The organism is Pseudomonas cistanchae (assembly GCF_054483635.1).
Genome location: NZ_JBTLWN010000006.1, coordinates 95,151 through 121,328, shown reverse-complemented (window position 1 = coordinate 121,328; position 26,178 = coordinate 95,151). Strand labels below are relative to the sequence as shown.

29 protein-coding genes and 1 other RNA gene are annotated in these 26,178 nt (G+C 62.9%); 19 read left to right on the top strand and 11 right to left on the bottom strand.

The annotated features are described in order from the left end of the window. Positions 1-37 precede the first annotated feature (37 nt). The 6 genes from ACX0MV_RS16925 to ACX0MV_RS16900 all read right to left on the bottom strand — a co-directional run bounded on the left by ACX0MV_RS16925 (position 38) and on the right by ACX0MV_RS16900 (position 6,073). Positions 38-1,039 carry an extracellular solute-binding protein gene (locus ACX0MV_RS16925; RefSeq protein ID WP_458983688.1) on the bottom strand — a complete coding sequence of 334 codons (1,002 nt, stop codon included), beginning with the start codon at positions 1,037-1,039 and terminating at the stop codon, positions 38-40. Between the two features lie 189 nt (positions 1,040-1,228). After that, on the bottom strand, positions 1,229-2,461 hold the full coding sequence (locus tag ACX0MV_RS16920) for a 2-octaprenyl-3-methyl-6-methoxy-1,4-benzoquinol hydroxylase (protein WP_458983687.1): 1,233 nt from the start codon (positions 2,459-2,461) through the stop codon (positions 1,229-1,231). A gap of 14 nt (positions 2,462-2,475) precedes the next feature. Further along, the gene (locus tag ACX0MV_RS16915; protein WP_458983686.1) at positions 2,476-2,958 is read right to left on the bottom strand and encodes a DUF4442 domain-containing protein; all 483 of its coding nucleotides are present in this window, start codon (positions 2,956-2,958) and stop codon (positions 2,476-2,478) included. 3 nt (positions 2,959-2,961) lie between these two features. After that, positions 2,962-4,146, bottom strand: a complete 1,185-nt coding sequence (ubiH, locus tag ACX0MV_RS16910; RefSeq protein WP_458983685.1) for a 2-octaprenyl-6-methoxyphenyl hydroxylase — start codon at positions 4,144-4,146, stop codon at positions 2,962-2,964. 4 nt (positions 4,147-4,150) lie between these two features. Next, a complete protein-coding gene (pepP, locus tag ACX0MV_RS16905; RefSeq protein ID WP_458983684.1) occupies positions 4,151-5,485 on the bottom strand; it encodes a Xaa-Pro aminopeptidase in 1,335 nt (444 codons plus the stop codon). Positions 5,486-5,518: 33 nt separating this feature from the next. Beyond that, a complete protein-coding gene (locus ACX0MV_RS16900; RefSeq protein WP_458983683.1) occupies positions 5,519-6,073 on the bottom strand; it encodes a YecA/YgfB family protein in 555 nt (184 codons plus the stop codon). Positions 6,074-6,229: 156 nt separating this feature from the next. Between ACX0MV_RS16900 and ACX0MV_RS16895 the strand changes: the two genes are divergently transcribed. From ACX0MV_RS16895 to ACX0MV_RS16880, 4 genes are all read left to right on the top strand, one after another. Beyond that, the gene (locus tag ACX0MV_RS16895) at positions 6,230-6,436 is read left to right on the top strand and encodes a TIGR02449 family protein (protein WP_458983682.1); all 207 of its coding nucleotides are present in this window, start codon (positions 6,230-6,232) and stop codon (positions 6,434-6,436) included. Next, positions 6,436-6,750, top strand: a complete 315-nt coding sequence (locus ACX0MV_RS16890) for a cell division protein ZapA (RefSeq protein WP_458983681.1) — start codon at positions 6,436-6,438, stop codon at positions 6,748-6,750. The genes ACX0MV_RS16895 and ACX0MV_RS16890 overlap by 1 nt, the downstream gene beginning before the upstream one ends. Before the next feature lie 31 nt (positions 6,751-6,781). Next, a non-coding RNA gene (ssrS, locus tag ACX0MV_RS16885) (6S RNA) lies at positions 6,782-6,960 on the top strand. Positions 6,961-7,009: 49 nt separating this feature from the next. Further along, complete coding sequence (locus ACX0MV_RS16880) at positions 7,010-7,606, top strand: 5-formyltetrahydrofolate cyclo-ligase (RefSeq protein WP_458983680.1); 597 nt, start codon at positions 7,010-7,012, stop codon at positions 7,604-7,606. A gap of 46 nt (positions 7,607-7,652) precedes the next feature. On the opposite strand, the gene ACX0MV_RS16875 is transcribed toward ACX0MV_RS16880, so the two are convergent. Continuing rightward, a complete protein-coding gene (locus tag ACX0MV_RS16875; protein WP_458983679.1) occupies positions 7,653-7,787 on the bottom strand; it encodes a hypothetical protein in 135 nt (44 codons plus the stop codon). 109 nt (positions 7,788-7,896) lie between these two features. Between ACX0MV_RS16875 and ACX0MV_RS16870 the strand changes: the two genes are divergently transcribed. Beyond that, positions 7,897-8,346: an EVE domain-containing protein gene (locus ACX0MV_RS16870; protein WP_458983678.1), complete on the top strand. Its 450-nt coding sequence runs from the start codon at positions 7,897-7,899 to the stop codon at positions 8,344-8,346. A gap of 24 nt (positions 8,347-8,370) precedes the next feature. Here ACX0MV_RS16870 and ACX0MV_RS16865 read toward each other — a convergent pair whose 3' ends face one another. After that, positions 8,371-8,781 (bottom strand): flagellar basal body-associated protein FliL, encoded by a 411-nt coding sequence (locus tag ACX0MV_RS16865; RefSeq protein ID WP_458983677.1) that lies wholly within the window; start codon positions 8,779-8,781, stop codon positions 8,371-8,373. A gap of 242 nt (positions 8,782-9,023) precedes the next feature. On the opposite strand from ACX0MV_RS16865, the gene ACX0MV_RS16860 reads away from it, so the two are divergent. The 14 genes from ACX0MV_RS16860 (at position 9,024) to ACX0MV_RS16795 (ending at position 22,621) form a co-directional block, all read left to right on the top strand. Next, on the top strand, positions 9,024-10,001 hold the full coding sequence (locus ACX0MV_RS16860; protein WP_458983676.1) for an NADPH:quinone oxidoreductase family protein: 978 nt from the start codon (positions 9,024-9,026) through the stop codon (positions 9,999-10,001). 88 nt (positions 10,002-10,089) lie between these two features. After that, positions 10,090-10,395 (top strand): EthD family reductase, encoded by a 306-nt coding sequence (locus ACX0MV_RS16855; protein WP_458983675.1) that lies wholly within the window; start codon positions 10,090-10,092, stop codon positions 10,393-10,395. A 170-nt stretch (positions 10,396-10,565) separates the two neighbouring features. Beyond that, positions 10,566-11,189, top strand: a complete 624-nt coding sequence (locus ACX0MV_RS16850) for a TetR/AcrR family transcriptional regulator (RefSeq protein WP_458983674.1) — start codon at positions 10,566-10,568, stop codon at positions 11,187-11,189. Positions 11,190-11,435: 246 nt separating this feature from the next. Continuing rightward, positions 11,436-12,188, top strand: a complete 753-nt coding sequence (locus tag ACX0MV_RS16845; protein WP_458983673.1) for an AfsA-related hotdog domain-containing protein — start codon at positions 11,436-11,438, stop codon at positions 12,186-12,188. Continuing rightward, complete coding sequence (locus tag ACX0MV_RS16840) at positions 12,172-12,858, top strand: HAD family hydrolase (RefSeq protein WP_458983672.1); 687 nt, start codon at positions 12,172-12,174, stop codon at positions 12,856-12,858. The genes ACX0MV_RS16845 and ACX0MV_RS16840 overlap by 17 nt, the downstream gene beginning before the upstream one ends. 177 nt (positions 12,859-13,035) lie before the next feature. After that, positions 13,036-14,034 carry an aldo/keto reductase gene (locus tag ACX0MV_RS16835; protein ID WP_458983671.1) on the top strand — a complete coding sequence of 333 codons (999 nt, stop codon included), beginning with the start codon at positions 13,036-13,038 and terminating at the stop codon, positions 14,032-14,034. A 65-nt stretch (positions 14,035-14,099) separates the two neighbouring features. Next, positions 14,100-15,665 (top strand): FAD-dependent monooxygenase, encoded by a 1,566-nt coding sequence (locus tag ACX0MV_RS16830; RefSeq protein WP_458983670.1) that lies wholly within the window; start codon positions 14,100-14,102, stop codon positions 15,663-15,665. Next, complete coding sequence (locus tag ACX0MV_RS16825) at positions 15,662-16,939, top strand: condensation domain-containing protein (protein ID WP_458983669.1); 1,278 nt, start codon at positions 15,662-15,664, stop codon at positions 16,937-16,939. The genes ACX0MV_RS16830 and ACX0MV_RS16825 overlap by 4 nt, the downstream gene beginning before the upstream one ends. Beyond that, positions 16,936-17,760: an alpha/beta fold hydrolase gene (locus tag ACX0MV_RS16820; RefSeq protein ID WP_458983668.1), complete on the top strand. Its 825-nt coding sequence runs from the start codon at positions 16,936-16,938 to the stop codon at positions 17,758-17,760. Before ACX0MV_RS16825 ends, ACX0MV_RS16820 begins: the two co-directional genes overlap by 4 nt. Next, positions 17,757-18,749 (top strand): zinc-dependent alcohol dehydrogenase family protein, encoded by a 993-nt coding sequence (locus ACX0MV_RS16815; RefSeq protein WP_458983667.1) that lies wholly within the window; start codon positions 17,757-17,759, stop codon positions 18,747-18,749. The genes ACX0MV_RS16820 and ACX0MV_RS16815 overlap by 4 nt, the downstream gene beginning before the upstream one ends. Positions 18,750-18,761: 12 nt before the next feature. Then, positions 18,762-19,703 (top strand): EamA family transporter RarD, encoded by a 942-nt coding sequence (rarD, locus tag ACX0MV_RS16810; protein ID WP_458983666.1) that lies wholly within the window; start codon positions 18,762-18,764, stop codon positions 19,701-19,703. 18 nt (positions 19,704-19,721) lie between these two features. Beyond that, positions 19,722-21,167 carry a hypothetical protein gene (locus ACX0MV_RS16805; protein ID WP_458983665.1) on the top strand — a complete coding sequence of 482 codons (1,446 nt, stop codon included), beginning with the start codon at positions 19,722-19,724 and terminating at the stop codon, positions 21,165-21,167. A gap of 9 nt (positions 21,168-21,176) precedes the next feature. After that, the gene (locus tag ACX0MV_RS16800) at positions 21,177-21,860 is read left to right on the top strand and encodes a hypothetical protein (RefSeq protein WP_458983664.1); all 684 of its coding nucleotides are present in this window, start codon (positions 21,177-21,179) and stop codon (positions 21,858-21,860) included. A gap of 116 nt (positions 21,861-21,976) precedes the next feature. Then, positions 21,977-22,621 (top strand): acyl-homoserine-lactone synthase, encoded by a 645-nt coding sequence (locus ACX0MV_RS16795; protein ID WP_458983663.1) that lies wholly within the window; start codon positions 21,977-21,979, stop codon positions 22,619-22,621. On the opposite strand, the gene ACX0MV_RS16790 is transcribed toward ACX0MV_RS16795, so the two are convergent. The 3 genes from ACX0MV_RS16790 to ubiD all read right to left on the bottom strand — a co-directional run bounded on the left by ACX0MV_RS16790 (position 22,618) and on the right by ubiD (position 26,068). Further along, complete coding sequence (locus ACX0MV_RS16790; protein WP_458983662.1) at positions 22,618-23,370, bottom strand: helix-turn-helix transcriptional regulator; 753 nt, start codon at positions 23,368-23,370, stop codon at positions 22,618-22,620. The genes ACX0MV_RS16795 and ACX0MV_RS16790 overlap by 4 nt on opposite strands. Before the next feature lie 254 nt (positions 23,371-23,624). Then, positions 23,625-24,602, bottom strand: coding sequence for a CDP-6-deoxy-delta-3,4-glucoseen reductase (locus ACX0MV_RS16785; protein WP_458983661.1), 978 nt, complete (start codon positions 24,600-24,602; stop codon positions 23,625-23,627). Beyond that, positions 24,602-26,068, bottom strand: coding sequence for a 4-hydroxy-3-polyprenylbenzoate decarboxylase (ubiD, locus tag ACX0MV_RS16780; protein WP_458983660.1), 1,467 nt, complete (start codon positions 26,066-26,068; stop codon positions 24,602-24,604). The genes ACX0MV_RS16785 and ubiD overlap by 1 nt, the downstream gene beginning before the upstream one ends. Between the last annotated feature and the right edge of the window lie 110 nt (positions 26,069-26,178).

Below are 26,178 nucleotides of genomic sequence, written 5' to 3'. Positions count from 1 at the left end.
CAATGACGGTATCGCCAGCCGGCCTCGCACTACTGGATCAATTCCAGCCAGCACGGTCCATCAGCATGATTGCTTCGGCCTGGCGCTTGCCAGCCACTTCTACCGGAATGGCGTCAGCTTTAAAGCTGCCCCAGGCCTTCACTTCCTCGGAGGCCGACACCTTCGGGTTGGCCGGGAATTCCTGATTGAGGCTCGCGAACAGCCCCTGTGCTTCTTCCGTGGTCATCCACTCCAGCAGCTTCTGCGCTGCTTCCGGGTGCGGCGCGTGCTTGGTGACGCCGGCACCGGCCAGGTTGACGTGCACGCCGCGATCGTTCTGGTTCGGCCAGTACGGCTTAACTTTCAGGTCTGGCTGCTGTTTGTGCAGACGACCGTAGTAGTAGGTGTTGGTAATGCCTACATCGCACTGACCCGCATCGATCGCCTGCAGCAGCGCGGTGTCGTCGGCGAACACATCGGTGGCCAGGTTGTTGACCCAGCCCTTGATGATTTCTTCGGTTTTCGCCGCGCCGTGGGTTTCGATCAGGGTAGCGGTCAGTGACTGGTTGTAGACCTTCTTGCTGGTGCGCAGGCACAGGCGGCCTTCCCAATTGTCGTCCGCCAGGGCTTCATAGGTGGACAGCTCGCTCGGCTTGACCCGCTCGGTGGAATAGAAAATGGTCCGCGCGCGCAACGACAGCCCGGTCCAGGCGCCTGTGCTGGAACGGTATTGCGGCGGGATATTGGCTTCGATGACCGACGAATCCAGAGGCTTGAGTACGCCCTCCTGTTCGGCTTGCCAGAGGTTGCCGGCGTCCACGGTGATCAGCATGTCGGCCGGGGTGTTCTCGCCTTCGGCCTTGAGGCGGGCAAGCAGCGGTGCTTCCTTGTCGGTGATGAATTTCACCGGCACACCGGTCTTGGCCGTGTAGGCATCGAAAACCGGCTTGATCAGCTCGTCGATACGCGCCGAATAAACCACCACTTCATCGGCGGCCTGTACGGCGCCAGCCAGTGCGGTGAGGGTGAGAGCGGCGAACAAACGCTTGCTTACCTGCATGTATCTTGCCTCTTTGAGCAAAGATGAGTTGAGAGGCCAAATACTAGTGAATGCTATTTAGTTTCTCAACTTTCCCGTGACGACAGATGTAAGCGGACATAAGCAACGAGCAAGGCGACCGACGCCGGGCTCATCACATCCCAGACCGCCGTCAGGTTTCGCAAGTGAGCCGCACAACGTCTGCCGACGTCAGCGTCTCGCCAGCTCCGGCAGATCACCCGACAGGCCAAGCGCCTGACGCACGAACAGCGCCTTGGCTTCGGGCAGGTCATCAACCCAGTTGAGGCCGGCATTACGCAACCAGCGCAACGGCATCGGGTCGGCCTGGAACAGGCGCTCGAAGCCTTCCATCGCCGCCATCATCGCCAGGTTATGCGGCATGCGCCGGCGCTCGTAGCGGCTCAGCACGCGCTCGTCAGCCAAGCGTTCGCCACGCGCCAGGGCGTGCAACAGCACTTCGGCAAGTACCGCTGCATCGAGAAAGCCCAGGTTGACGCCCTGGCCAGCCAAGGGGTGAATGCTGTGGGCGGCATCGCCGATCAGCGCCAGGCCCTCCTCCACATAGCGTTTGGCATGCCGTTGCCGCAGCGGGATGCACAGACGCGCATCGGCCTGCAGCACCTCGCCAAGACGCCACTCGAAGGCCTTGCCCAATTCGCGGCAGAAATCGGCGTCGGCCAGCGTCATCAGGCGCTCGGCTTCTGCCGGCGTGGTCGACCAGACAATCGAACACCAGCGCTGCTCGTCGACTCCACCCTCGCGCGCGTCGGCCAACGGCAGAAACGCCAGCGGCCCCTGATCGGTGAAACGCTGCCAGGCCATGGCCTGATGCGGCTGCGCGCAGCGCACGCTGGTGACGATCGCGTGGTGCAGATAATCCCATTCGCGCGTGGCGCAGCCGGCCAGGCGACGCACCGCGGAATTGGCACCGTCGGCGGCGATCAGCAAAGGCGCACGCAGTTGCCGACCGTCAGTCAGGGTGAGCAGCCAATCGTCCCCGGAGCGGCGCAGCTGCTCCAGCCGCGCATTGGCCAGCAAGCCGACACTACTGTCATGCAGACGCTCGAGTAACGCGTCCTGTACGACCCGGTTTTCGACGATGTGGCCGAGCGTATCGGCATGCACGCTGGCAGCGCTGAAATGGATCTGGCCAGTACCGGAACCGTCCCACACCTGCATGTCGCCATAAGGGCTGCTGCGCCGCGTGACTATGCCCTGCCACACACCTAGCCGCTCGAGAATGCGCTGGCTGGCCATCGACAGCGCACTAACCCGGGCTTCGAAGGGCGCCGCATGATCGAAGGGTTCGACGCTGAGCGAACCGCCGTCGACCAGCAGAACTTCCACACCCTGGTCTTGCAGGGCCAGGGCCAGCGCGCTGCCAACCATACCGGCACCGACGATGATCAGATCCGCATGCATCACATGTTCCTTGTTCAGGCTGCCTGCCGAGCGCGCGGCTTGAGCCGCACATAAAGGGTCTTGTGCACCCGCGCCACCAGGGTGCCGCTGCCGTCGCGCACGTCCACATGCAGTTCGGGCAGATACTTGTCGCCGTCTGCGGTGTGCTGGCGAATGTCGCTCAGCAACTGTTCGTCGATGCTGAAGTCGGCGTACACCGGGCCTTTGCCGGGGGCAATAAAGTCGATGCGCGCGGCCTTGTCCCAGACGATGAAATCACGCCCGAGGTTTTCCATGAGCATCAACATGAAAAACGGGTCGGTCATCGAATACAGACTGCCGCCGAACTGGGTGCCGACATAATTACGGTTATACCAGCCCAGGCCCATCCTCACCTGCACCTGACGAAAGTCCGCGCTGATCTGCCGCACCCGCACACCTGCGCCCAGATAGGGCGGATAGAGATTCAGCGCCCAGCGCAGCAGCCGCGCCTTGCGCGCCAGTTTATTCGCCGACATGGTTCAAGACTCTGCGCGGGTGCCAAGGCCCATGGCCTGGCGGGCGAACCAGCGTTTCGCCGGTGGCAACAGATCGAGGCCGAGCAGGCCCAGGTTGCGACCAGCAGCGAGCACCGGCTCGCCACTGCTGAACAGCCGCGTGACCTGATCGGAAAAACCCACGGTGAGCTGCTGATCGGCCTGCTGAGCGTACAAATAGCGCTGCAACGTCGCGAAATCGCCGAGCGCAGCCGTACTGTTTATAAGGGTTTGCGCGAGCGCCAGGGTATCGCGCAGGGACAGGTTGTAACCCTGCCCGGCAATCGGGTGCAGGCTGTGGGCCGCATTGCCCAGCACCACCAGATGGGGGCGGACCTGCTCTTGCGCCTCGATCAGTGCCAGCGGGTACAGATGGCGGCTGCCGACCTGGCGCAGCGCGCCGAGCCGGTAGCCGAATGCCTGCTGCAACTCGGCGAGGAACTCGCGATCAGTCAACGCCAACAGACGTTCGGCATCGGCCGCGACACGTGTCCAGATCACTGCGCAGCGGTTATCCGTCAGCGGCAGCATCGCCATCGGCCCATCTTCGGTAAAGCGCTCGTACGCCTGGCCGCCATGGGCATCCGCCGGGCTGACGTTAGTGATCAGCGCACTCTGCCCATAAGGCGTGTGGCTGATGCCGATGCCCAATTGCTCTCGCAGACCGGAACGACCGCCGTCCGCCAGAATCGCCAGATCGCAGCGCATGCTGGACTGATCGTTCAAGGTCAGCCGATAACCATCGACCTCCGGCTCCATGCGCGTCACCTCCGCCGGGCTGCGCCAACTGACGACCGTCTGATCCAGCGCTTGCCACAGGCATTCGCCCAGCCAGGCGTTTTCTACCACATAGCCGAGCGCCGGAACGCCCTCCGCTTCGGCACTCAAGCGGGCCGCGGCGAAGCGGCCGCGGTCGGATACGTGGATCTGGGTGATAGGTTCGGCGCGTGCGCTGATCGCCGACCACAGCCCCAGTTGTTGATAAATCTGCTGGGTGCCAAAGGACAATGCCGTCGAACGTGCATCGTAGCTGGGCTGATAACCAGCGCCCGGAGTGAAGGGCTCGATCAGCTTGATCCGCCAGTCGCGCCGCTTGGCCTCGGCTTGCAACGCCAGGGCCAAACTGGCGCCGACCAGGCCGCCACCGATGATCGCGAGTTCGACCGGCATGTTGTTAAGCGGCCTCGTTGCGAGCGGCAGCCATCAGCGCTTCGATCTCGGCGACGGTCTTCGGCACGCCAGCGGTGAGAATGTCGCAACCGGTCTTGCTCACCACCACGTCATCTTCGATGCGCACCCCGATGCCGCGCCATTTCTTCGCGACATTGAGGTTGTCCACGGCGATATAGATGCCCGGTTCGACCGTCATCGCCATGCCGACTTCCAATACCCGCCACTCGCCGCCGACCTTGTAATCGCCGACGTCATGCACGTCCATGCCCAGCCAGTGGCCGACGCGGTGCATATAGAACGCCTTGTAGGCCTCGCTTGAGATCAGCTCATCGACATCGCCTTGCAACAGCCCCAGCTCGACCAGCCCGCTGGTGATTACCCGCACGGTGGCTTCATGGGCTTCGTTCCAGTGCTTACCGGGTGCGATGTGCTTGAACGCCTCTTCCTGGGAAGCCAGCACCAGTTCGTAGATCGCTTTCTGCTCGGCGCTGAATTTGCCGTTGACCGGGAAGGTGCGGGTGATGTCACTGGCGTAACAGTCGATTTCACAGGCGGCATCGATCAGCACCAGCTCCCCATCGCGCAGCGGCGCATCGTTTTCGCGGTAATGCAGGATGCAGGCGTTCTTGCCGGCGGCGACGATCGAACCGTAGGCCGGCACCTTCGCCCCGCCCTTGCGGAATTCGTAATCCAGCTCGGCTTCCAGGTGATATTCGAACAACCCGACGCGGCTCGCCCGCATCGCCTGCACATGGGCGCGCGCGGAGACCTCCGCAGCCTCGCGCATGACCTTCACTTCCGCGGCGCTCTTGTAGAGGCGCATGTCATGCAACAGATGGTTGAGCGCGACAAATTCATTGGGTGGCGACGCGCCCTGGCGCGCCTTGGAGCGGATCACGTTGATCCATTCCATCAGGTGACGATCGAACTCCTGATTGGTGCCCATGGCGTAATACACCCGCTCGCGACCCTCGATCAGCCCCGGCAGGATGTCGTCGATATCGCCGATGGGAAACGCATCGTCGGCGCCGTACTGACTGACCGCGCCTTCCTGACCGGCCCGCAAGCCATCCCACAATTCACGCTCGGGGTCACGCTCGCGGCAGAACAGCACGTATTCGCCATGCTCGCGTCCGGGAATCAGCGCGATCACCGCCTCCGGCTCGGGAAAGCCGGAGAGGTACTGGAAATCACTGTCCTGACGGTAGATGTGCTCGACATCGCGGTTACGGATGTAGACCGGCGCAGCAGGCAGGATGGCAATGCTGTTGGGGTCCATCTGCGCCATCAGCGCCTTGCGCCGACGGGCGTATTCAGACTTGGGGATGCTGATCATGGGCGATTCGGCTCACTTCAAACGGATTGGCAATCAGTGCAGCGACGGTTTGGCGGCCGGTGCGACGGGCTTGGCGCACTCGCTGAACAACAGCAACGGAGCAACCCGCAGGTACTCCATCACTTCCATATAGTCGTTTTCGCCGTCTTCCGATTCTTCCAAGGCATTCTGCACCTGGGCGATGGCGGAAAGGTCCTGCAATACTTCCATGGCCTCGGCACTCAAGGCCTTGTCTTGCACGGTGAGGCCGAAACCGCCGAGAAAGCCCTGACACCACTGGCCAAGCGCGACGGCCCGCTCGCTCAGCGGCGCGTCATCGGAAGGCAACAGCAGAACCACCGTCACTTCGCTGCCGGACAGTTCGCCCTTGGCCATTTCCTGCAGGCCGATCAGGGCTTGACGTACGGTGTCCTGCGGCGCGGCGCCGAGGAGTTCGGCGGCGTCTACCAGCCAGTCATCGATGGCAAAGCCGGCGCCGGCACAGCTGCGACCCAGCAGCAAACCATGCAATTCGGCGGGGGAAACGGAGTGGCCGCTGCTGGCGAGCAGGGCGGCAAATGCGGCGTACGGGGAGCTTGAAGTTGGCATAGATAACTAGGCGCCAAGCGGCGCAATCACTAGAATGGAGGCCTCGTATCCTAGCACCGGCAAGCGCGCCAAGACCATCGACGCACGCCGACAGGTTTGACCTTACTTAGGGACAAGCCTATATAGTCCGGTCAACACTTGCCTTAGCGAGACCCCATGGAAGACGCCGATCTGCATGCCCTTACGACCAAGCTGGACCAGCTGATCCAGCGTATCGAGCAGCTCAAGGCCCACAACCGGGTTCTCCTGGCGAACGAAAAGGCCTGGCGCGAGGAACGCGCCCATTTAATCGAAAAGAACGAAATGGCCCGGCATAAGGTCGAATCGATGATTTCGCGCCTGAAAGCCCTGGAGCAGGACTAATGACCCAGTCGAACACCGTAAATGTGCAAATTCTCGACAAGGAATATTGCATCGCTTGTCCCGCCGATGAACGTGCCAACCTGGAAAGCGCTGCGCGCTATCTGGATGGCAAGATGCGCGAGATTCGCTCCAGCGGCAAAGTCATTGGGGCCGACCGCGTCGCCGTGATGGCCGCACTCAATATCACCCACGACCTGCTGCACAAACAGCAGCACCTCGATCGGCAAGCCACGTCCACCCGCGACCATGTCCGCGACCTGCTGGTTCGGGTCGACCATGCCCTGGCCAGCGATGCGGACGGACAAGGGGTCTGATTGCAAGCGAGGATTGGGGTATACTGGCGACCGCTCCCTGGAGTGTGCGCCAGTTGGTGATGTCCCTGAGCCGATACGCACAAACCCGGGGGTTGCATGTCGGGGCCGGTGTGCATGTCCGCCTGACGGAAAGCCTTAACGCCTCCTGCAACCTCCACCTTGAACTTTCGGGTTCAAGGGCTAAGCCGACAGCGGCACGTCGGGGAGTCAAATTTCCTTACCTATTGCCTGCCCCGGGCGATAGGGCCTGCATGTAAACATGCTCGAAGCCAACGCTTTCTCCCGCCCTCAGTTGCGCCGCCAATTGCGCCAACAACGCCGCGCGCTCAGTGCCGTGGCGCAGCGTCAGGCCGGCCAAGCGCTTTATCGACAGCTGGCCCATCATCCACTGTTTCGTCGCGCCCGGCATATCGCCCTGTACCTGCCCAACGATGGCGAAATCGATCCTCGGTCACTCCTCAGCGCCGCCCAGCGTCGCGGCAAAGCCACCTATCTGCCCGTACTCAGCCCCTGGCCGCGCACAAAAATGGTGTTTCAGCGGATACGTCCAGGCGAGACGCTGATCGCCAATCGCTTTGGTATCGCCGAACCTAGGCGCAACCCAAAGCGGCAACGCAAAATTTGGGCGCTGGACCTGGTGCTACTGCCGCTGGTTGGGTTCGATCGGTTTGGCGGGCGCCTGGGCATGGGCGGTGGTTTCTACGACCGCAGCCTGGCTTACCGAAAAATGCGCAAAAATTGGCACAAACCGACATTGCTGGGTTTGGCTCATGGGTGTCAGCAGGTGGATCGACTGGCTACCGCCAGCTGGGACGTGCCGCTGGATGCGACTGTGACGGACAAAGGTTGGTATTAACGACTGGCATTAATGGCGGCACCGCGTTCCTTGCGGTGCAAGCGGATCAGCCAGCAGCTTGCGACTGGATAGCCGGTATATCAGCTTGATTGTCCCACTGGCTCTGGGTGTAACCGGTTGTAACCACCCCCAGGCTGAACAGGACAACCAACACCCACAGTAGATCAGGTTTACGTTTCATCGAATGCCTCCCCCTACAGGCATAGGCGCACGGTGGACCGCGCGGCAGTTATTTTCGAGCAGGCTAAACGCCCAGTCCGCTACAGGACCCAACCTCAGGAGCAAAGTTCATGCCTTACTGGCTAATGAAGTCGGAGCCCGACGAACTATCCATTCACGACCTGCAACGGCTCGGTCACGCGCGCTGGGATGGAGTGCGCAATTACCAGGCCCGCAATTTCCTGCGCAGCATGCAGATCGGCGATCTGTTCTTCTTCTATCACTCCAGCTGCCCCGAGCCAGGCATCGCCGGCATCGCTCGCATCATCACTGCAGCCTACCCCGACCCTACCGCACTTGAGCCAAGCAGCCATTACTTCGATGCCAAGGCAAGCCCCGAGAAAAATCCGTGGAGCGCGCTTGATGTGGACTACGTCGAAGCCTTTCCGCGGGTGCTGCCCCTCGCCGAATTGAAAGCACAAACTGCACTGCTCGAGCTGCCGCTAGTGCAAAAAGGCAGTCGACTGTCGGTAATGCCGGTCAGCGATGACCAGTGGGCCGCAATCCTGGCCTTGCGCTGAGACAGTCAACGCTCTGCGCACTGCCTACTGGATGATCAGGTTGTTGAAGAGCAGGTCTTCTACCAGCGGCTTCCCTTCTTCCTGGGTCAGTACATCCTGCACCTGCTTGAGCGCTTCCTTGCGCAGGGTTTCCTTGGCATCGGGCGCGTTCATGGTGGCTTCGGTTTGCTGGGAAAACAGCATCACCAGCTGATTGCGGATCAGGGGTTCGTGGTGTTTGACCAAGGCCTCGACATCCGTACCGGTGACGCGCAGCGAAATATCCGCCTTGAAGAATTTGAGCTTCGGCCCCGCGCCAAAATTGCCGACCAGCGCGGGCATCAGCCCGATGTAAGCCACAACCGGCGCAGCGGCCTCTGTGGCTTCCTCGTCTTCCTCGGCCTGCGCCATAGACGACAGGGAAAACGCCAACAGCAATGCGATCCAGACTTTCACGGGTGTTTCTCCAAGACCTATGGGTATGCGTTGCAACAGGTACCTTCGCCGCGCCAAGTGCTCACAAGCCCAGCCGGCACGGGTAAACGCGGGGCCGTCGAGAACGCACCCTAGCATAGCCACAGCAACCTCGCGGCCCAAGCCCAATGCTTATGCATGACCATCATAACCAGCGATGCTCGTTGACCCTGAGTCGCTCGCACCTACACTGCAAGCCCCGTCACCCGCAGAGGTAAAGCCCGATGAAAGCCGTGCTGTGTAAAGCCTTCGGCCCCGCCGAAACCCTGGTACTGGAAGAAATCGCCAGCCCCGAAGCGAAGAAGACCGAGATCCTGCTGGACGTGCACGCCGCGGGCGTGAATTTCCCCGACACCCTGATCATCGAAGGCAAGTATCAGTTCAAACCGCCTTTTCCGTTTTCCCCAGGCGGAGAAGCGGCAGGCGTGGTGAGCGCCGTCGGCGAAAAAGTCAGTCATCTGAACGTCGGCGATCGGGTCATGGCGCTTACCGGTTGGGGCAGCTTCGCGGAGCAGGTCGCGGTGCCGGGCTACAACGTCATCCCGATCCCGGCGAGTATGGATTTTGCCAGCGCTGCCGCGTTCGGCATGACGTACGGCACTTCGATGCACGCGCTCAAGCAGCGTGCCAATCTGCAAGCCGGCGAAACTCTGCTGGTGCTGGGCGCGTCCGGTGGTGTCGGTCTGGCAGCCGTCGAAATCGGCAAGGCCATGGGCGCCCGGGTCATCGCCGCGGCCAGCAGCGCAGAAAAGCTCGAGGTAGCCAAGGCTGCCGGTGCCGACGAACTGATCAACTACACCGACGGCAACCTGAAGGACGAAATCAAACGCCTGACCGGCGGCCAGGGTGCGGACGTGATCTACGACCCGGTCGGCGGCGACCTTTTCGACCAGGCGGTGCGCAGCATTGCCTGGAATGGCCGGCTGCTGGTGGTCGGTTTTGCCAGCGGGCGCATTCCCGAACTGCCGGTCAACCTGACCCTGCTCAAGGGCGCTGCGGTCGTTGGCGTGTTCTGGGGCGCGTTCGCCCAACGCCAGCCGCAGGACAACGCCGCGAATTTTCAGCAGCTGTTTGCCTGGCACGCCGAAGGCAAGGTCAAGCCACTGGTTTCGCAGACCTTCCCGCTGGAACAGACCGCTGCGGCAATCGACACCCTTGGTCAGCGCAAGGCGGTCGGCAAGATTGTCGTGCAGGTACGCTAAGCCCGTTCGCCAGCTGTCCATTCGGACACTGGCGAGCTGTTTCCAGGGCTATCCATACTGACGCCTCCGCTCGCATGAGGCGTCCACCATGTATTGCGTTACCGTGCTGTATCCGAACCAACCGGATTGTCGATTCGACTTCGCCTATTACCGCGACCGCCACATCCCGATGATGCTCGAGCTGCTCGGCGACAACGTATTGCGCACCGAGCTTCGGCGCGGTCTGCAGGCGGTAGACGGCTCTGCTGCCGCCTACCTGTGCCTGCTCAACACCCATATCCGCTCGCCGGAAGCCTTCGCCCAGGTGATGAGCGAACACCGTGAATGGGTGCTCAGCGACATCCCCAACTACACCGACCTGCAGCCCATCATCCAGATCGACGAAATCCTCTGAGCACGTCTTGGCGTGCACTGCCACGCCATGCTGGCCAGCCCGCAGAGATACCCCTATCCGTTAATGCGTACCCACTGCTCGGTGGCTCATGAGTGCTGCGCAACAAGGTTGCCGGTAAACCGCGCGGCGCGCGCAGCTGCCCTTGACGAGTCATATCCGCGATTTAAATAATGACCGCTATGAAAAAGACCAACGGAAATTCTAGGCGCGGGCGGCCTCTCAGCTTCAATCGCGAGGATGCCTTGCACACGGCGCTGCAGCTGTTCTGGCAACAGGGCTATGAAGGCACCTCGATCGCCGATCTAGTGCAGGCCATGGGCATCGCGCCACCCAGCCTGTACACCGCCTTCGGCTCGAAGGAACAACTCTATCTGGAAGTGGTTGAGCTGTACCTGCAAGGGCCGGGTAACTTCGTTCGAAACGCGTTAGAACAGGCCAGCGACGCACGCAGCTTCGCCCAGCAGATTCTGCGCAACGCCGCCGACGAGTTCACCGCCCATACCCATCCGCCCGGCTGCATCGTCTCCACCGGCCTGGTGGCGAGCGCCGCGTTGCACCACAAGATGGCGCACACCATGCGCGAACTGCGGGTTGCCACCCTCGGCGCCATCAGCCAGCGATTCGAGCAAGCCAAGGACAGCGGCGAGTTGCCCGCCAGCACCAACTGCCACAGCCTGGCGCGCTTCTTCGGCGCGATCATCCAGGGCATGTCGATCCAGGCACGCGACGGCGCCGATGCAGCCGAGCTGCACGCCATGGCCAACCAGGCCATGGCCGGTTGGCCAACCGCCTGACCCTGCCACCTGCGCGCCTGCAACGCGCGCCCTTCCCAGCTGTTATGCGCTGAAATGTCTTGAAATATACAGAGACCACTCGCACGACTACTTTAGCGATCGCTAGCTAATACACGCGCTTAGCTGGCGCCGCCGACCATCGAAGCGCGCTCGGAGAAGCACGCGGATGCCAGCGGCTCCTTGACTGCCGTCCTCAATCATCCGGCACCAATGCTTTTCAAGGCCATTCGCTAAAGGGAAACCGCTATGTCTGTGGAAAGAATCTTCATCGTCGGCGACAAATTCAAACTGTTCGCCGAAAACGCGCACGTGATGGCCGTCAGTGAGCTGGAGGCCATTCTTGATGGCGACCTGCTCAACGAACGCAACCTGCGTTTTCAACTGGGTCAGGGCGTCTCCGAGGAACAGATCGGGCGTCTGCTGGATAAAACCGCATCGCTGAAAAAGCCCTGGCTGGCGGACTTCGCCAAACCGCTCAAAGCGGGCCGCGCCCATGCACACAAGCACCAGCAGCAGAACTCGATGATCAGCATGCCGCGCCGGCTGACCCACAACTCTTACGAGGTCGACGTGCTGCTCGACGAACGCTGCGCCGAGATGAGCGACCACATCACCGGCCAGCACATCCAGGGCATGGTGCTCACCGAAGCTGCGCGGCAGACCTTTCTTGCCGTCAGCGAAGAGTTCTACCTGCAGAACGAGCCGCACAGCAGTTATTTCGTGATCAACACCATGGACACCGAATACCTGCGCTTCGTCTTTCCACTGCCGATGACCATTCTCTACGAGGTACTCGAGCACAAGGTCAGCGCACGCAGCGGCTCACAGCGCTTCGAGGTACGCATGTCGATCATCCAGGCCCAGCAGACCTGCTGCGTGGTCAAGACCAAGTTCTCCACCTACCCCGATGCCTTCATCGCGCAGAAGGAAGCCGGCCTGGCTGTAGCGGCCATTCACAGCGAGCTGCATCCGGAGGTCAGCCATGAAAAGCGCGCCTGAAAACGCCCATGGCTGGTCGGCATTCTTCGATGTGGACGGCACGCTGATCAGCATCAAGAGCATGTTCAGCTTTCTCGACTACCTGATCGACCACCTGCGCATCGCCGAGTCCGCTCGGGTGCAGGAATACCGCCAGACGCTGCAGCAGATGATCGACCAGGGCCAGCCGCGCGAGGCGATCAATCGCTTCTACTACAGCATCTACGCTGGCCTCGACGTCGAGCTGGTGCGCAGCCTTGGCCGTGCCTGGTACGCCCAGGTCCGGCGCAACGACGGACTGTTCTTCAGCCGCATGCTTGAGGAAATCCGCTGGCACCAGCGCCAGGGCGCGAGCACCGTGCTGGTCTCCGGCTCCTTCGCGGCGATTCTCGAACCGCTCGCTGAAGAGCTCGGCGTGGGCTTTCTGATCGCTGCGCCGCTGGAGGTTCGCGAAGGCTGCTACACCGGGCGGCTGCTCGGTCGCCCGACCATCGGCCAGGGCAAGGCCGACGGCGTCCTGGCGTTCACCCGCGAGCACCGTCTGCAGCCGCAGCACTGCTACGCCTACGGCGACGACATTTCCGACGTGCCGATGCTCGAACAGGTCGGCTACCCGGCGATGGTCAACCCCGACCAGGCGACCCGCGACCTGTGTCAGCAACGCAACTGGAACATCATCGAAGCCGCTTGAAAGCGGCGCGATTCGCCCATTCCCCTTGAAGGGAGCACCGGCCCGCCGGTCTCCCTTTCTTTTACCTGCCCCGACCTGTCCGTTCGAACAGTGATGCCCACGCGGCAGGCTCGGTAACGTGCAACTTCAACCCTGGCCGCTGGCATCGCGGCGCGTACCCCTTATTTGGAGAGCGATATGAACAGAATCCTGGCGAACAAGAGCGTCCCGGCAGTCGGCTTGGGCTGCATGGGTATGAGCGAGTTCTACGGCGAAACCGATGACGCGCAATCCCTGGAAACCCTGCACGCTGCCCTCGATCTCGGCTACCGCCATTTCGACACTTCGGACATGTACGGCCGCGGCCATAACGAAGAACTGCTGGGCAAGTTCATCAAGCAGCTCGGCAGCCGCCGCGACGAGCTCCTCCTGGCAACCAAGTTCGGCATCTACCGCGACCCGAGCGACAAGTACAACCTGCTGATCGACGGCTCCCGCGCATACGTCAAGAAGGCCTGCGAGGAATCACTGAAGCGCCTGAACACCGACTGCATCGACCTGTACTACGTGCACCGTCGCGACCCCAACACGCCGATCGAAGAAACCGTCGGCGCACTCGCCGAGCTGGTGCAGGAAGGCAAGATCAAAGCCATCGGCCTCTCCGAAGTGTCGGCTGAGACCCTGCGTAAGGCCCATGCGGTGCACCCGATCGCCGCACTGCAGAGCGAATACTCGCTGTGGAGCCGCGACCTGGAAGAACAGATCCTGCCGACCCTGGAAGAACTGAACATTGCCCTGGTCGCCTACAGCCCGCTGGGTCGCGGCTTCCTCACCGGCGCCATCACCAAGGAGCACATCGAACAGGCCAGCGCCGACAGCGACTTCCGCGCCAAGCTGCCGCGTTTCCAGGGTGAAAACCTGGACAGCAACCTGCAGCTGGTCAAGGCGCTCGAAGAGCTCAGCGGCGAACTGGAATGCACGCCTGCACAGCTGGCGCTGGCCTGGCTGCTGGACCAGTACGAAAACCTCCATGTGATTCCCGGCACCAAGCGGATCAAGTATCTGGCCGGCAACTTCGCCGCGCAGGACCTGCAACTGGACGTCGCCGCCTCGGCCATGCTGGGCAAGATCTTCGCGCCCCAGGCCATCGCCGGCAAACGCTACCCGGACGCCATCCTCAAGGGCACCAACATCTGAGTCGCACGGCGTCGGCGGCTCGGCTGGAGCCGCCGACCACCCACCGGCAAAGAGGAATCGCGTAGATGAAACCGCATGTATTGATCGTTGGGGGCGGCCCGACCGGCATGACCCTGGCCCTGCAACTGCAACGCTTCGGCATCGGCTTTCGGCTGATCGAGAAGCGCGCGAAGGAGCCGTCCGGCTCCAAGGCACTGAGCATCAACCCCGCTTCGCTGAGCCTGCTGGACGACCTGGGTGTCGCCGAAACCCTGGTCGGCCTGGGCCACAAAACCGAAGTGATCAACCTGGTCTACGACAACCGGCCGCTGATGCGCGCGCGCTTCGCGCGCCTGCCGAGCAAGTTTCCGTTCTTTCTGATGCTGCCGCAGCCGGAAACCGAGCGGGTGCTGGAAGCGCAGCTGCAGCGCCTCGGCCATTCGCTCGAGCGTGAGTGCGAACTGCTCGGCCTGAGCCAGCAGGACGATCATGTCAGTGTCGAGCTGCGCACTCCGCGCGGTGTCGAGCGCCAGCGCTTCAGCTACGTGGTCGGCTGTGACGGCGGCCTGAGCAAGGTGCGCAGCGAGCTGGGGCTGGAGTTCAGCGGCTACGACTACGACATGCACTTCATCCTTGCCGACCTGCGGATCGAATGGGATGGCGCCAAGGAGCAAGGCTTCTACTTCATCCGCGACGACGGCTTCCTGATTCTGCTGCCGCTCAAGGACGGTTATCACCGCATTGTCATCAAGGTGAACGAACAGTGCGCGCCCGGCTACAAGCCAAGCCTGGAGGAAATCCGCGCCTACATCGCGCGCTACGAGATTTTTGGGCTGCGGGTCAGCGATCCTATCTGGTTGTCCAGCGCCCCTTTTTACAACCGCTCGGCGAGCACCATTCGCCGCGGTCGCGTGTTTCTCGCCGGAGACGCGGCGCACCTGTTCAGCCCGATTGGCGGGTTCGGTATGAACTCCGGCATTGCTGACGCGTTCAACCTCGGCTGGAAGCTTGGCTATCGCCTCAGTGGCCTGGGCAACGATGCGCTGCTGCAGTCCTATGTCGAAGAGCGCGAGCAGAACACCCGTAACCTGCTGGCCAAGACCGACAAATCCACGTCGCTGATTGCCCGCCTGAACCGCCACCAGCCCGTGGACGAGCAGGCCTACCTGCCACGCGTGGCCAACCGCGCCTTCATCCGCCGCTTTCCCCTGGAGACCGCCGGGTTGACGTTGCACTACGGCACGCCGCTGAGCGACATGCAGGCCGGCTGCCAACTGCCCTATAGCGAAGCGCAGAAAGACCTGCAGCTACTTGGCCAGGCGCAGCACAGCCTGCTGATAGTGGCGCCGCAACAGCCGGATGAGCAGGCGCTCGAACGCCTGCTGGCCCTGGTGCAGCCGCTGCATTCGCGCCTGCGCATTCATTGGCTGGGGCAACCGGTGGCCGGGCTTGCGCTTGCCAGCTGCGTGACCGACCCGCAACAGCAACTGCGCGACGCCTGGCAGCTGGTCGAAGGCGAATTCCTGCTGGTACGTCCCGACCTGTTTGTCGATTGCCGCGGCCATCTGGGCGATACCCGCAGCCTCGAAGCCCTGCTCGAACGCCACTACCCAAGCGTGCGCCAGGCCCAGGTGGAGCAACTGGCCGGATGATCGCGACCCCAACACCCACCGTGCAGAGCCGCCCGCTCGGCCAGATCGAAACCAGCATGGCGCTGATGCACGAGCTCAACGGCAGCACGCAGACCGTCAGCCTGCTGAGTTTCACCGGCACGTTGTCGGCGGCCACCCTGCACGCTGCCGCGCAGACCCTGCACCTGCGCCACCCGCTGCTGCACAGCCGCATCGTCGAACAGGCGCAGGCACTGCACTTCAAGGCCGATGTACCCTTCAGCCAGATTCGCGTGCAGAGCCATACCCTGCCCACCGGTCATTCGCCCGCGACGCTGTTGCAGCGCCAGCTCGACAGCGTGCTGGATGCGCAGCGGCAACTCTGGCGGCTGTTGCTGCTGTCCACGCCGGACCGCAGCCACCATCACCTGTTGCTGACCTGTCACCACGCGATCACCGATGCCGTCAGCCTGACCCAGTTGCTCGGCGAGCTGCTCAGCCTGTGCGAAAGCCAGCAGTTCGGCGCCCACCCGAGCGAGCAGCAGGTGCCACTGGCGGCCGCCCTGGAAGACCATCTCGCCCCCGCGCGGGAACCGATACAGCCGTGCGTGACACCCGCAGCTGTCGGCTTTTTCCATAACGAACCCCTGGCACGCCGGCGCACCGGCGTGCGCCGCCTGGTGCTGGACAGCGCCACCAGCCGCGAGCTGCGCCAGCTGGCCAAAGCCCAGGGCCTGAGCCTCAACTCGCTGTTCGCCGGCGCGCTACTCAAAGCCGCCGGCGAGCTCGACTTCGGCACGCAGATTCGCATCAACACCGCGGTGTCGCTGCGTCGGCGGGCCGCTCGGCCCATCGGTCATGAGGCCATTGGCTGCTTTATCGGCGTGGCCAACCAGTGCCTGCAGGTGGAAGGCCGTTCGTTGCTCAGCCTGGCCATCGACTATCAACGCCAGCTGCAAGCCAGCCTACCGGCCCAGGCCGAACGCCAGCCCGGGCAAGGCCTGGAAGCGATGCGCTCGCGTATTCAGTCGCTGCGTTCACAACAGGGTTTTCTCCACGGCATCGCGCTGACCAACCACGGCGAAATCCGCTTTCCGCAGTACCGCGAGTTTCAGCTGTTCGATTACGCCAACGCTGCCTCGCGGGTGGCCGGCAACTTTGCCGTGGCGCTGCACATCACCGGCTTTGGCGAATCGCTGTCGCTGTGTTTCACCTTCCCCACACCGCTGATGGACGAGGCGTGCATCGGCCTTCTGCAACGCAAGCTGCATCAGGGCTTGCTCGACTTCATTTCAGCCGCAGAGGTGGTTTCATGAAATCTGCCCATATCCAGCTTTCCACCGGCCCGCTGCATTACCTCGTCAGCGACGGCAACGGCCCCTGCGTGCTGTTGCTGCATGGCAACTCATCGGCCGCTGTCGCCTTCGCCGCGCAGTTCGAGGCACTCGGTGCGCGCTATCGGCTGATCGCCCTCGATCTGCCTGGCCACGGTCAGTCGGCGCCGCTGACGCCCAGCCAGTACAGCTTCGCCGGGTATGCCGATGCGCTGGTGGAGTTCATCGAACAGGCCCAGCTGCGCGACTACCTGGTATTCGGCCACAGCCTCGGCGGCCATGCGGCGCTCGAAGCACTGCCGCGCCTGAATGGCATCCGCGGGCTCGCGCTGATCGGCGCGCCGCCGTTTAACGCCAGCAATGCCGGCCAGCTGTTTCACCCCAACCCGGCGGATGGCCTGGTGTTCCAGGCTGAACTCGATGACGCCGAGGTGATGCGTCTGGCCCGCGCGTTCGTCAACCCGGCGCGCCTGGATCAGCACCAGCTGCACCACGTGGAAAATCTCATTCGCGGCACCGACCCGCAGGTGCGCAGCGCCCTGGGCGCCAGCCTCGGCAGCGGTGCGTTCGCCGATGAAGTCGCGTTGCTGGCAGTCAGCCCGGTACCGGTGCTGCTGGTGCAAGGCCGCGAGGACGCCTTTATCGATGCCGACGCCTGCGCGCGCCCGGCGACGTTCGCCCCAGGCAGCCTGCAGACGGTGCTGTTCGACGGCTGCGGCCACTGCCCGCACGTGGAAGACCCCGCCCGCTTCAATGACCTGATGGACAGTTTCATCACCCACACCTGTGAGTATTCGCTATGAAAGCATTCGTGATCAATGGCTTCGGCCCCGCCGACATCTTTGAAGAAGTCGAATTACCTGCGCCGCAGGCTGGCCCCGGCCAATTGCTGGTAAAGGTGGCGGCCAGTGGCATCAATCCGCTGGACTACAAACTGCGGCGCGGCGACTTCCCGACCTTCACCCACGACTTTCCGGCAATCCTGCACGGCGACTTCGCCGGCCGCGTGACAGCCATTGGCGAGGGCGTGCAGGGCTTCGCCGTGGGCGATGAAGTTTACGGCTGCGCCGGTGGCATACGCGGGCGGCAGGGTGCGCTGGCGGATTTCATGGTGGTGGACGCCGCCCTGGTGGCCCGCAAGGCGAGCAACCTGTCGATGGCCGAAGCCGCGGTGCTGCCGCTGGTGCTGATCACCGCCTGGGAAGGCCTGATCGACAAGGCGTCGATCAGGCCCGGCGACCGCGTACTGGTGCATGGCGGCACCGGTGGGGTCGGCCATGTCGCCGCGCAACTGGCGAAGTGGAAAGGCGCCACGGTCTATACCACCGTCAGCAGTGCCGAGAAAGCCGCCCTGTCGCGCGAATACGGCGCCGACGAGACCATCAACTACCGCGAACAGGATGTCGCCCAGTACGTCGAGCGCTGCACCGAGGGCGTCGGCTTCGACCTGGTGGTCGACACCGTGGGCGGCGAAACCTTCGAGCAGAGCCTGCTGGCCACCCGCGTCGGCGGCACCGTGGTCACCGTGCTGGCCATGGGCAAGCTGGACATGACGGTCGCCTGGGCGCGCAAGCAGACGGTGCATTGCGTCAACATGACCTGGCCGATGGCGACCGGGGTGGGCATGGAACATCACGGTTTCATCCTCGCCGAAGCCACCAAGCTGGCGGAAAGCGGGCAGCTGCGCGCCCTGGTCGACCCGCGCCGGTTCGCCTACCGCGAGATCGCCGCTGCCCACGCCTATGCCGAATCCGGCCAGGCGCTGGGCAAGGTCAGCCTGACGCGCGACTGAGTGAGCCCGAGCATGCCCAATCCATTCGCGCCGCACGCCTCGCTTGACTGCCCACGGCGGGCGCTGCTGCTGAACGTCAGCGCCTTCGTCCTCTGGGCATCGGCCACCTTGCTGTTCAAGCTGCTCGCCCACCTGCCGGTATGGGACGTGTTCGCCTACCGGGTGCTGGGCTCGCTGGTCTGGTGCATGCTCTTTCTCGCCCTGGGCGGCGCCCTGGGCCAGGCCGTGCAGGTGCTACGCAGCCCCCGCCAGCTGGGGTTGCTGCTGGTGAGCAGCGGCTTGATCGCCTGCAACTGGTTTCTGGTGATCTGGGCGGTGGCCAACGATCGCCTGCTGGACGCAAGCCTCGGCTACTACCTGTCGCCGTTGCTCAGCGTGCTGCTTGCCCACTGCATGTTCGGCGAACCCAGCGGCCGCCGCGAATGGCTAGCCGGCGGGCTTTGCCTGGTCGGCGTGCTGCTGATCGTCTGCTCCAACCCGGTGCTGCAGGTGCCTTGGGTTGGTCTGACCGTGGCGGCCAGTTTCGCGCTGTACAGCGCCGTGAAGAAACGTTCGACGGTGCCCGCGCTGATCGGCCTGGGCATGGAAACCATGATTGCCGCGATTCCCGCCAGTGCCTTGTTGATTTACAGCCTGCAGGCCGGGCCGCAAATCGCGTACTCGCTCGGCGACTGGGGCCTTTTGATCGCGCTGGGCCTGATCACCACGGTACCGATGTGGCTGTACATCGCTTCGGTAAAGACGCTGTCGCTGACCACCGTGGGCTTCCTGCAATACCTCAACCCGACCCTGATGTTTTTGCTCGCGGTGCTGCTGTTCGCCGAGCCGGTCGGCAGCTTCGCCCTGGCCGGCTTCGTGGTGATCTGGTGCGCGCTGCTGGGTCTGCTGCTGAGCAAAGCGCTCGGTTGGCGCGGTCACGCCACGCCCGTGCCGGCATCCACCCGTGTTGTCTGACTCGCCAAGGGAGAAGGCATGAACCGGCAACCCACCGCCACGGCCCACTTCGCCGAATTTAGCGACTGGAACCGCTTCCCGCTGCCTGCTTCGTTTCGCGGCTGCGTGGACCACACCCCCTGCCTGCTCGCGGCGGATAGCCGCGCGCATTGGCTGGCGGTCGTCGACCAGTTGGCGCAGTCGCCCGTCACCGACCTGGTGCTGGGCCGACTGCATGGCCACGAAGCCGATCTGGACGAGCTGCTGTTAGAGCTGCGCGAACGCGCCCCGCGCCTCACGCCCTGGCTGGACGCACCGGTACAACCGGACCTCGAGCGGCTGATACGTCTGGCCGAGCGCCATCCGCAATGCGGCATTCAGTTACGCGTGCAGCTTGGCGGACGCAGTTGCGAGCAGATTGGCGAGCAACTGGAAGCGCTGATCGACACCGCGCACTGCCTGCAGCGCCACGGGCTGAAGCAATGCCTGGTGCTGCAGGACGCCCCGGGCGCGTCGCCGCAGCAGCTGCAGGTATGCGTCGAGTTCGCCCAGCACGTCGGCATTGCCCGCATCACGCTCTGTGACCAGCAAGCCCGCCTCACGCCATTGGGCGTTCGCAATCTGCTGAACCACCTGCTCGAGCAGTTTCCCGATTTGCCGCAGACCGGCCCGGCGCTCGCCTTCAAGGGCAATGACCGCCATGGCTTTGCCCTGGCGAACAGCATGTCGGCGATCGCCAACGGCATCCAGTTCGTCCACGGCGCGGTCTTCTCCGGTCCTGCCCAGGGCAACCCGCTGGCGCTCAATCAACTGCTGAGCAACTACGCCATTCCCCATGCGCAGAAGGCCAGCCGCTACGCCGAAGCGATCAGCCAGTTGACGGGGCTGTCAGTCAGCGGCGAAACCACTGCCGCGGCGTACTCCTTCGACACCCACGCGCCTGATAACACGACCGAGGTGCCGGCTCCTGCAAAGCGCCTGGCCGAGGTCGCCGCGCCACGTTTCATCTTCAAGGTCAGCGCTGACGACTGGCACGTTCAGCTGCTGATCGACCTGGGCGACCGCCAGCTCGACCTGGGCGAGCGCGTGCACCATTACGTACTGCTGTTGCTGGCCCGCGAGTTCTGCCAGCAGCAACAGGCGCGCCAGACACTCAACGGCGATGCCGCAACCGACCCGATGAGCCTCGGCTGGGTCGAGCGCGAGCACCTGCACAAGATGATCGGCGACAGCCAGGCACAGCTCAACGTCAAGCTGTTCCGCGCGGTCAAGCAGATCGGCTGCGTGCTCAACAACGCGGGTCTGCAAGGCTACAAGCCGATTCTGACGCGGGTCGGCAGCATCCGCTTTGCCTGCCCGGACTTCACCATTTTTAAGGACTCCACCCTCGAGCATGACGTGCGCAACTGGACCCGCCAGGAGCCTGGTTCCACCCGCGCCTATCCACTCGCCGACAAACCCCACACCCCATCAACACCATCCTGAGGAGACACCATGCACCCGACCCTTCGCGCCACCCTTGTGCTGTTCGCCGTTGGCCTGGCCAGCCCCTCGTTCGCCCAGGCGGATTCGTTACGCGGCCAACCGCCGCTGATGGAGAAGCTCGCCAACCTGACGTTCATCAGCGACAGCCTGACCCGGCAGAGTGCCTACTTCGAGGCCAACCAAGTGGTTCGTCGGTTCTTCCTGTGCATTCCAGAGGCGTCCAACCACAAGCTGCAACCGGGCGTATTGGAAAAGGTGGAAAAGTGCTTCGATGAAACCGTCGACAACGGCATCCACATCAATATCGGCGGCAACATCTCCAATGGCCGCGCCGCCGCACTGGCAATCGCCACCCAGGGTCTGGCGAGCATTCGCGACAGCGCTTCGTTTTCCCTGAGCGCGCCCTACATGAGCAAGTACAACGGCGGGCGGCTGGCCGGTACTGGCACCATCGAGCTGAACTTCAACGTCATGGTGCACCAAAACATTACCGCGGTTTCCGGCGATCCGAAGCCGTTCGACCCGACACCCGGCCCTCAGCTGTTCGTCAGTAACAACACCCTCGGCCTGAAAGCCGTGGCTCCAGGCAAATGGCGCATCACCCTGCTCAAGGTTGACCCGCTGCTGACCCAGCTGAGCCCGAACATCCAGTTCAAGAACCCCTTCCCGAACTACCCGATCGACCGCCCTTGAACCCGCGGTAGGGTTATTTGGAAATAACCGGCAACTGCCCGATCAGACAGCTGCCGGTTGCGTAAAAGCGCTTCTACAGTCCCTCCCCAGCACATTCCAGCGCCGGGGAGACGATCATGCACGCACACTCGCAAGCCGCTCATTCACGGGATTTCAAGCTGTTGGTCAGCGACCGCCTGAGCCAGTTGCCGGCCTGTCGGCAATTGCGCGAGGCGGTGTTCGCCCACGAACTGCGCTGGGTGACACCCAGCGCGGACGGTCAGGAACGCGATCGCTTCGATTCCTTCAGCGTGCATGTGGCTGTCATCCACCGCTGGCTACCGGCCGGCTACCTGCGCATCACCCCATACGGTGCGCCGTGGATGCTCAGCGAGTGCTTCGACTTCCTGCTTGAGCCCGGCGTTGCGGCGCGTTTCGAACCGGACAGTCTGGAAGTGTCGCGCCTGGCGGTCGCGCGTAATTACCGTGGGCATCGGCAGCTCGGTGGCTTCGGCGTGTTCGACCTCTTGATCAAAGGCATCGTCGACCAGTCGCTCGCCACCGCAACCCGCTATTGGTACGTGGTAGTGGCGGAACCCGTCTATCGCCTGCTGTTGAGCAAGGGCCTGCCTTGTGATCGCCTCGGCCCGCAAGTGCAGATGCCCGACGGGGTGCAGACACTGGCTCTACGCATCGACCTGCGGGCGTTCCTCGCCGTGGCGCCGCCGTTCTTCACCGATGCGCTCGATCAGCCGCAACCGGCGCTCGCCCGCGCCTACTAGACCGCAATCACCCCGAAATGAATTGCCTTGGCGATGGCCTGGGAGCGGTTGAGCACGTCGAGCTTGCGGAAGATGTTGCCGAAGTGGAATTTCACCGTGCGCTCGGAAATGCTGAGGATGTTGGAGATGTCCCAGGTGCTCTTGCCTTCCTTGGCCCAGTGCAGCACCTCCAGCTCGCGCTGTGAAATATCCGGCGCCATCAGGCTGTGGCGGTTCAGGCTGCCCTGCCGGTTGAATATTTCATGCAGGTGCGGCGCCAGGTATTCGAGGGCATCGACGTAATCCTCGGCCCGCTCGTGGTCCGGCAACGTCATGGAGATCAATGTGGTGCTGGTACGCGTGCGACCGCTGACCGCACAGGCGATGCCGTTGTTACCGACGAAGTCCTGGGACAAGCCGAGAAACTCCTTGCTGGCGACGTTCTGGGCGTAGCCCAACGCCCAGGAAAAAGCCCCGGACTCCTGTTGCGCGAGCTTCAGGATCGGATCCTGCAGCTGAAACGACTTGCGAAAGTACAGTTCGACCCACTCGGCGCTGTAGCCGTAATTGAGCAACTGCCGGCCGGTCTGCGGATCCGCCGTGGCAATGTTGTCGAGGCAGATCACCAGGGATGAGAAAGGAATGACGCTTTTGGCGAGTTCGACCACCTGGTCGACCTCCTCCTTGTCACTGCTGGCCTTGATGCAGCACTGGGCGAGTTCGAGGAGCTTCATTAGGTCGTTACGCGAATGAAACATGCTGCTGGTCATAACTTCACTTGCCTCCCTGCGACCGACGTGAAAAGAGGGTGTCCCAGGCCATCAGCCGCGGCGCAGAGCGGCTTAGTCCTAAAGCAGGGCCGATCCTAGCGCAGCCTGACGGCCAGGCTCAATAATTTTATATCGATCACTAATAAATTAAGCGCAAATAGCCGGAGCAGGTCACTCTTCGCCCGCGCGTTATCCAGAAAACAGGCGTGAAATGCCCCAAATCAGGGCATTTCTGGGGAATCTTAGAAAGGGAATTATTCGACGGGCGGGCGTGGTGCGTAGGCGAACACATCGGCACGCATCTGCCGTGCGTCCAACCCAGCCTCGACCAGGGCATCCAGCGTTGCGTAGACCATTGCTGGCGAACCGCTGGCATAAACGTGCAGCGACTGCAGATCGCTGAAGTCTTCGCGCACGGCTTCGTGAAGCAGACCGCAGCGGCCTTCCCAACCGCACTGATCACTTACCACTCGGTGCAGGATGAGGTTGTCCAACTGTTGCCATTCGTCCCAGTGCGGCAGCGCATAGAAGTCTTCCGGCCGGCGCGCGCCCCAGTACAGGTGCACCGGATGCTCGAAGCCATGCTCACGGCAATGCTCGATCAGGCTGTGCATCTGCGCCATGCCGGTGCCAGCCGCGATCAGCACCAGCGGCCCATCCGGCAACTCCGCCAGGTGCGTATCGCCGAACGGCATCTTCACCCGCGCCAGGCCACCCTGACGCAGCTGGGCAATCAAGCCAAGCGTCGCCTCGTCGCGGGCGAGAATATGCAGCTCCAGTTCGCGCCCGGCATGGGGCGCAGACGCCAGGGAAAAGGCTGCATAGTCCTCGCCCTCACGCTGCAGCAGCAGGTACTGACCGGCGTGATAACGCGGCGATTTGCCAGCCGGGACTCGCAGACGCAAGCGATAGACGTCGCCGCCCGCCTGGTCACAGGCCAGCACCTGACAAGCCAGCTCGCGCACGGGCAACTCGCCCGGTGCAAGCACGCCGTCCCACAGCAGCACGCAGTCCTGCAACGGCTCAGCCAGGCAGGTGAGCAACTCGCCGTGATCAAGTTCGCCGTCACCCTGGCGCACCCGCCCTTCCACCAGCAACGCCGCACAGATGTGGCAATTGCCATTGCGACAGCTTTGCGGGCAGTCATAACCCAGGCGGCGTGCAGCATCCAGAATGCGCTCGCCGGCCTTTACCTCAAGCACCGCACCCGAAGGGTTGAGGGTGACTTTCATCAATCGATTCCTAATTCTGCCCAGAGCGCATCGACACGCTGCTTGACCGCTTCGTCCTGCACGATCGCCCGGCCCCATTCGCGCGTAGTTTCGCCGGGCCATTTATGCGTCGCATCGAGACCCATCTTCGATCCAAGGCCCGAGATCGGCGAGGCGAAATCGAGGTAGTCGATCGGCGTGTTGTCGATCAGCACCGTGTCGCGCTTGGGGTCCATGCGCGTGGTGATCGCCCAGATCACGTCGTTCCAGTCGCGCGCATTGATGTCGTCGTCGGTGACGATAACGAACTTGGTGTACATGAACTGTCGCAGAAACGACCATACCCCCAGCATCACCCGCTTCGCATGGCCCGGGTACTGCTTCTTGATGGTGACCACGGCAAGGCGGTACGAGCAGCCTTCCGGCGGCAGGTAGAAATCGGTGATCTCGGGGAACTGCTTCTGCAGGATCGGCACGAATACCTCGTTCAGCGCCACGCCGAGAATTGCTGGCTCGTCCGGTGGCCGTCCGGTGTAGGTGCTGTGGTAGATCGGCTTTTGCCGGCGGGTGATACGCTCGACGGTCATCACCGGGAAGCGGTCGACCTCGTTGTAGTAGCCGGTGTGGTCGCCGTAGGGACCTTCATCCGCCGTCTCGCCGGGGTGGATCACCCCTTCGAGAACGATCTCGGCGCTGGCCGGCACCTGCAGCTCGTTGCCGCGGCACTTCACCAGTTCGGTCTTATTGCCACGCAACAGGCCGGCAAAGGCATATTCGGAAAGGCTATCGGGGACAGGAGTGACGGCACCGAGAATGGTCGCCGGATCAGCGCCCAACGCCACTGCCACCGGATAAGGCTGACCGGGAAATTTCTCGCACCACTCGCGAAAATCCAGGGCGCCGCCGCGGTGGCTGAGCCAGCGCATGATCAGCTTGTTGCGGCCAATCACTTGCTGGCGATAGATGCCGAGGTTCTGCCGGTCCTTGTTCGGACCTTTGGTTACCGTCAGACCCCAGGTGATCAAGGGGCCGACATCACCGGGCCAGCAGGTCTGCACCGGCAGCTTGCCGAGGTCGACGTCGTCGCCCTCTTCAATCACTTCCTGGCAGGGTGCGTCTTTCAGCACCTTGGGCGCCATGGCCAGCACCTTGCGAAAGATCGGCAGCTTCGACCACGCATCCTTCAGACCTTTCGGCGGCTCCGGCTCCTTGAGAAAGGCCAGCAGCTTGCCGATCTCGCGCAACTCGCTGACTTCTTCGGCGCCCATGCCCAGCGCCACCCGTTTGGGTGTGCCGAACAGATTGCCGAGCACCGGCATGTCGAAACCCGTGGGGTTTTCGAACAGCAGCGCCGGGCCGCCCTTGCGCAGGGTACGGTCGCAGATTTCGGTCATTTCCAGCACCGGGGAAACCGGTGCCTGGATACGCTTGAGCTCGCCGCGCTGTTCCAGACCGCGGATAAAGTCGCGCAGATCGCGATACTGCATGCAGATGCCTCGTGTCAGCCGGGCCAATCAGGGCGCAAAGTTTAGCGCCGAAGTGGGTCTTTCAGAAGGTGACGCAAACTGCAGATGCACAAAAGCCGGGTTTTCCCCGG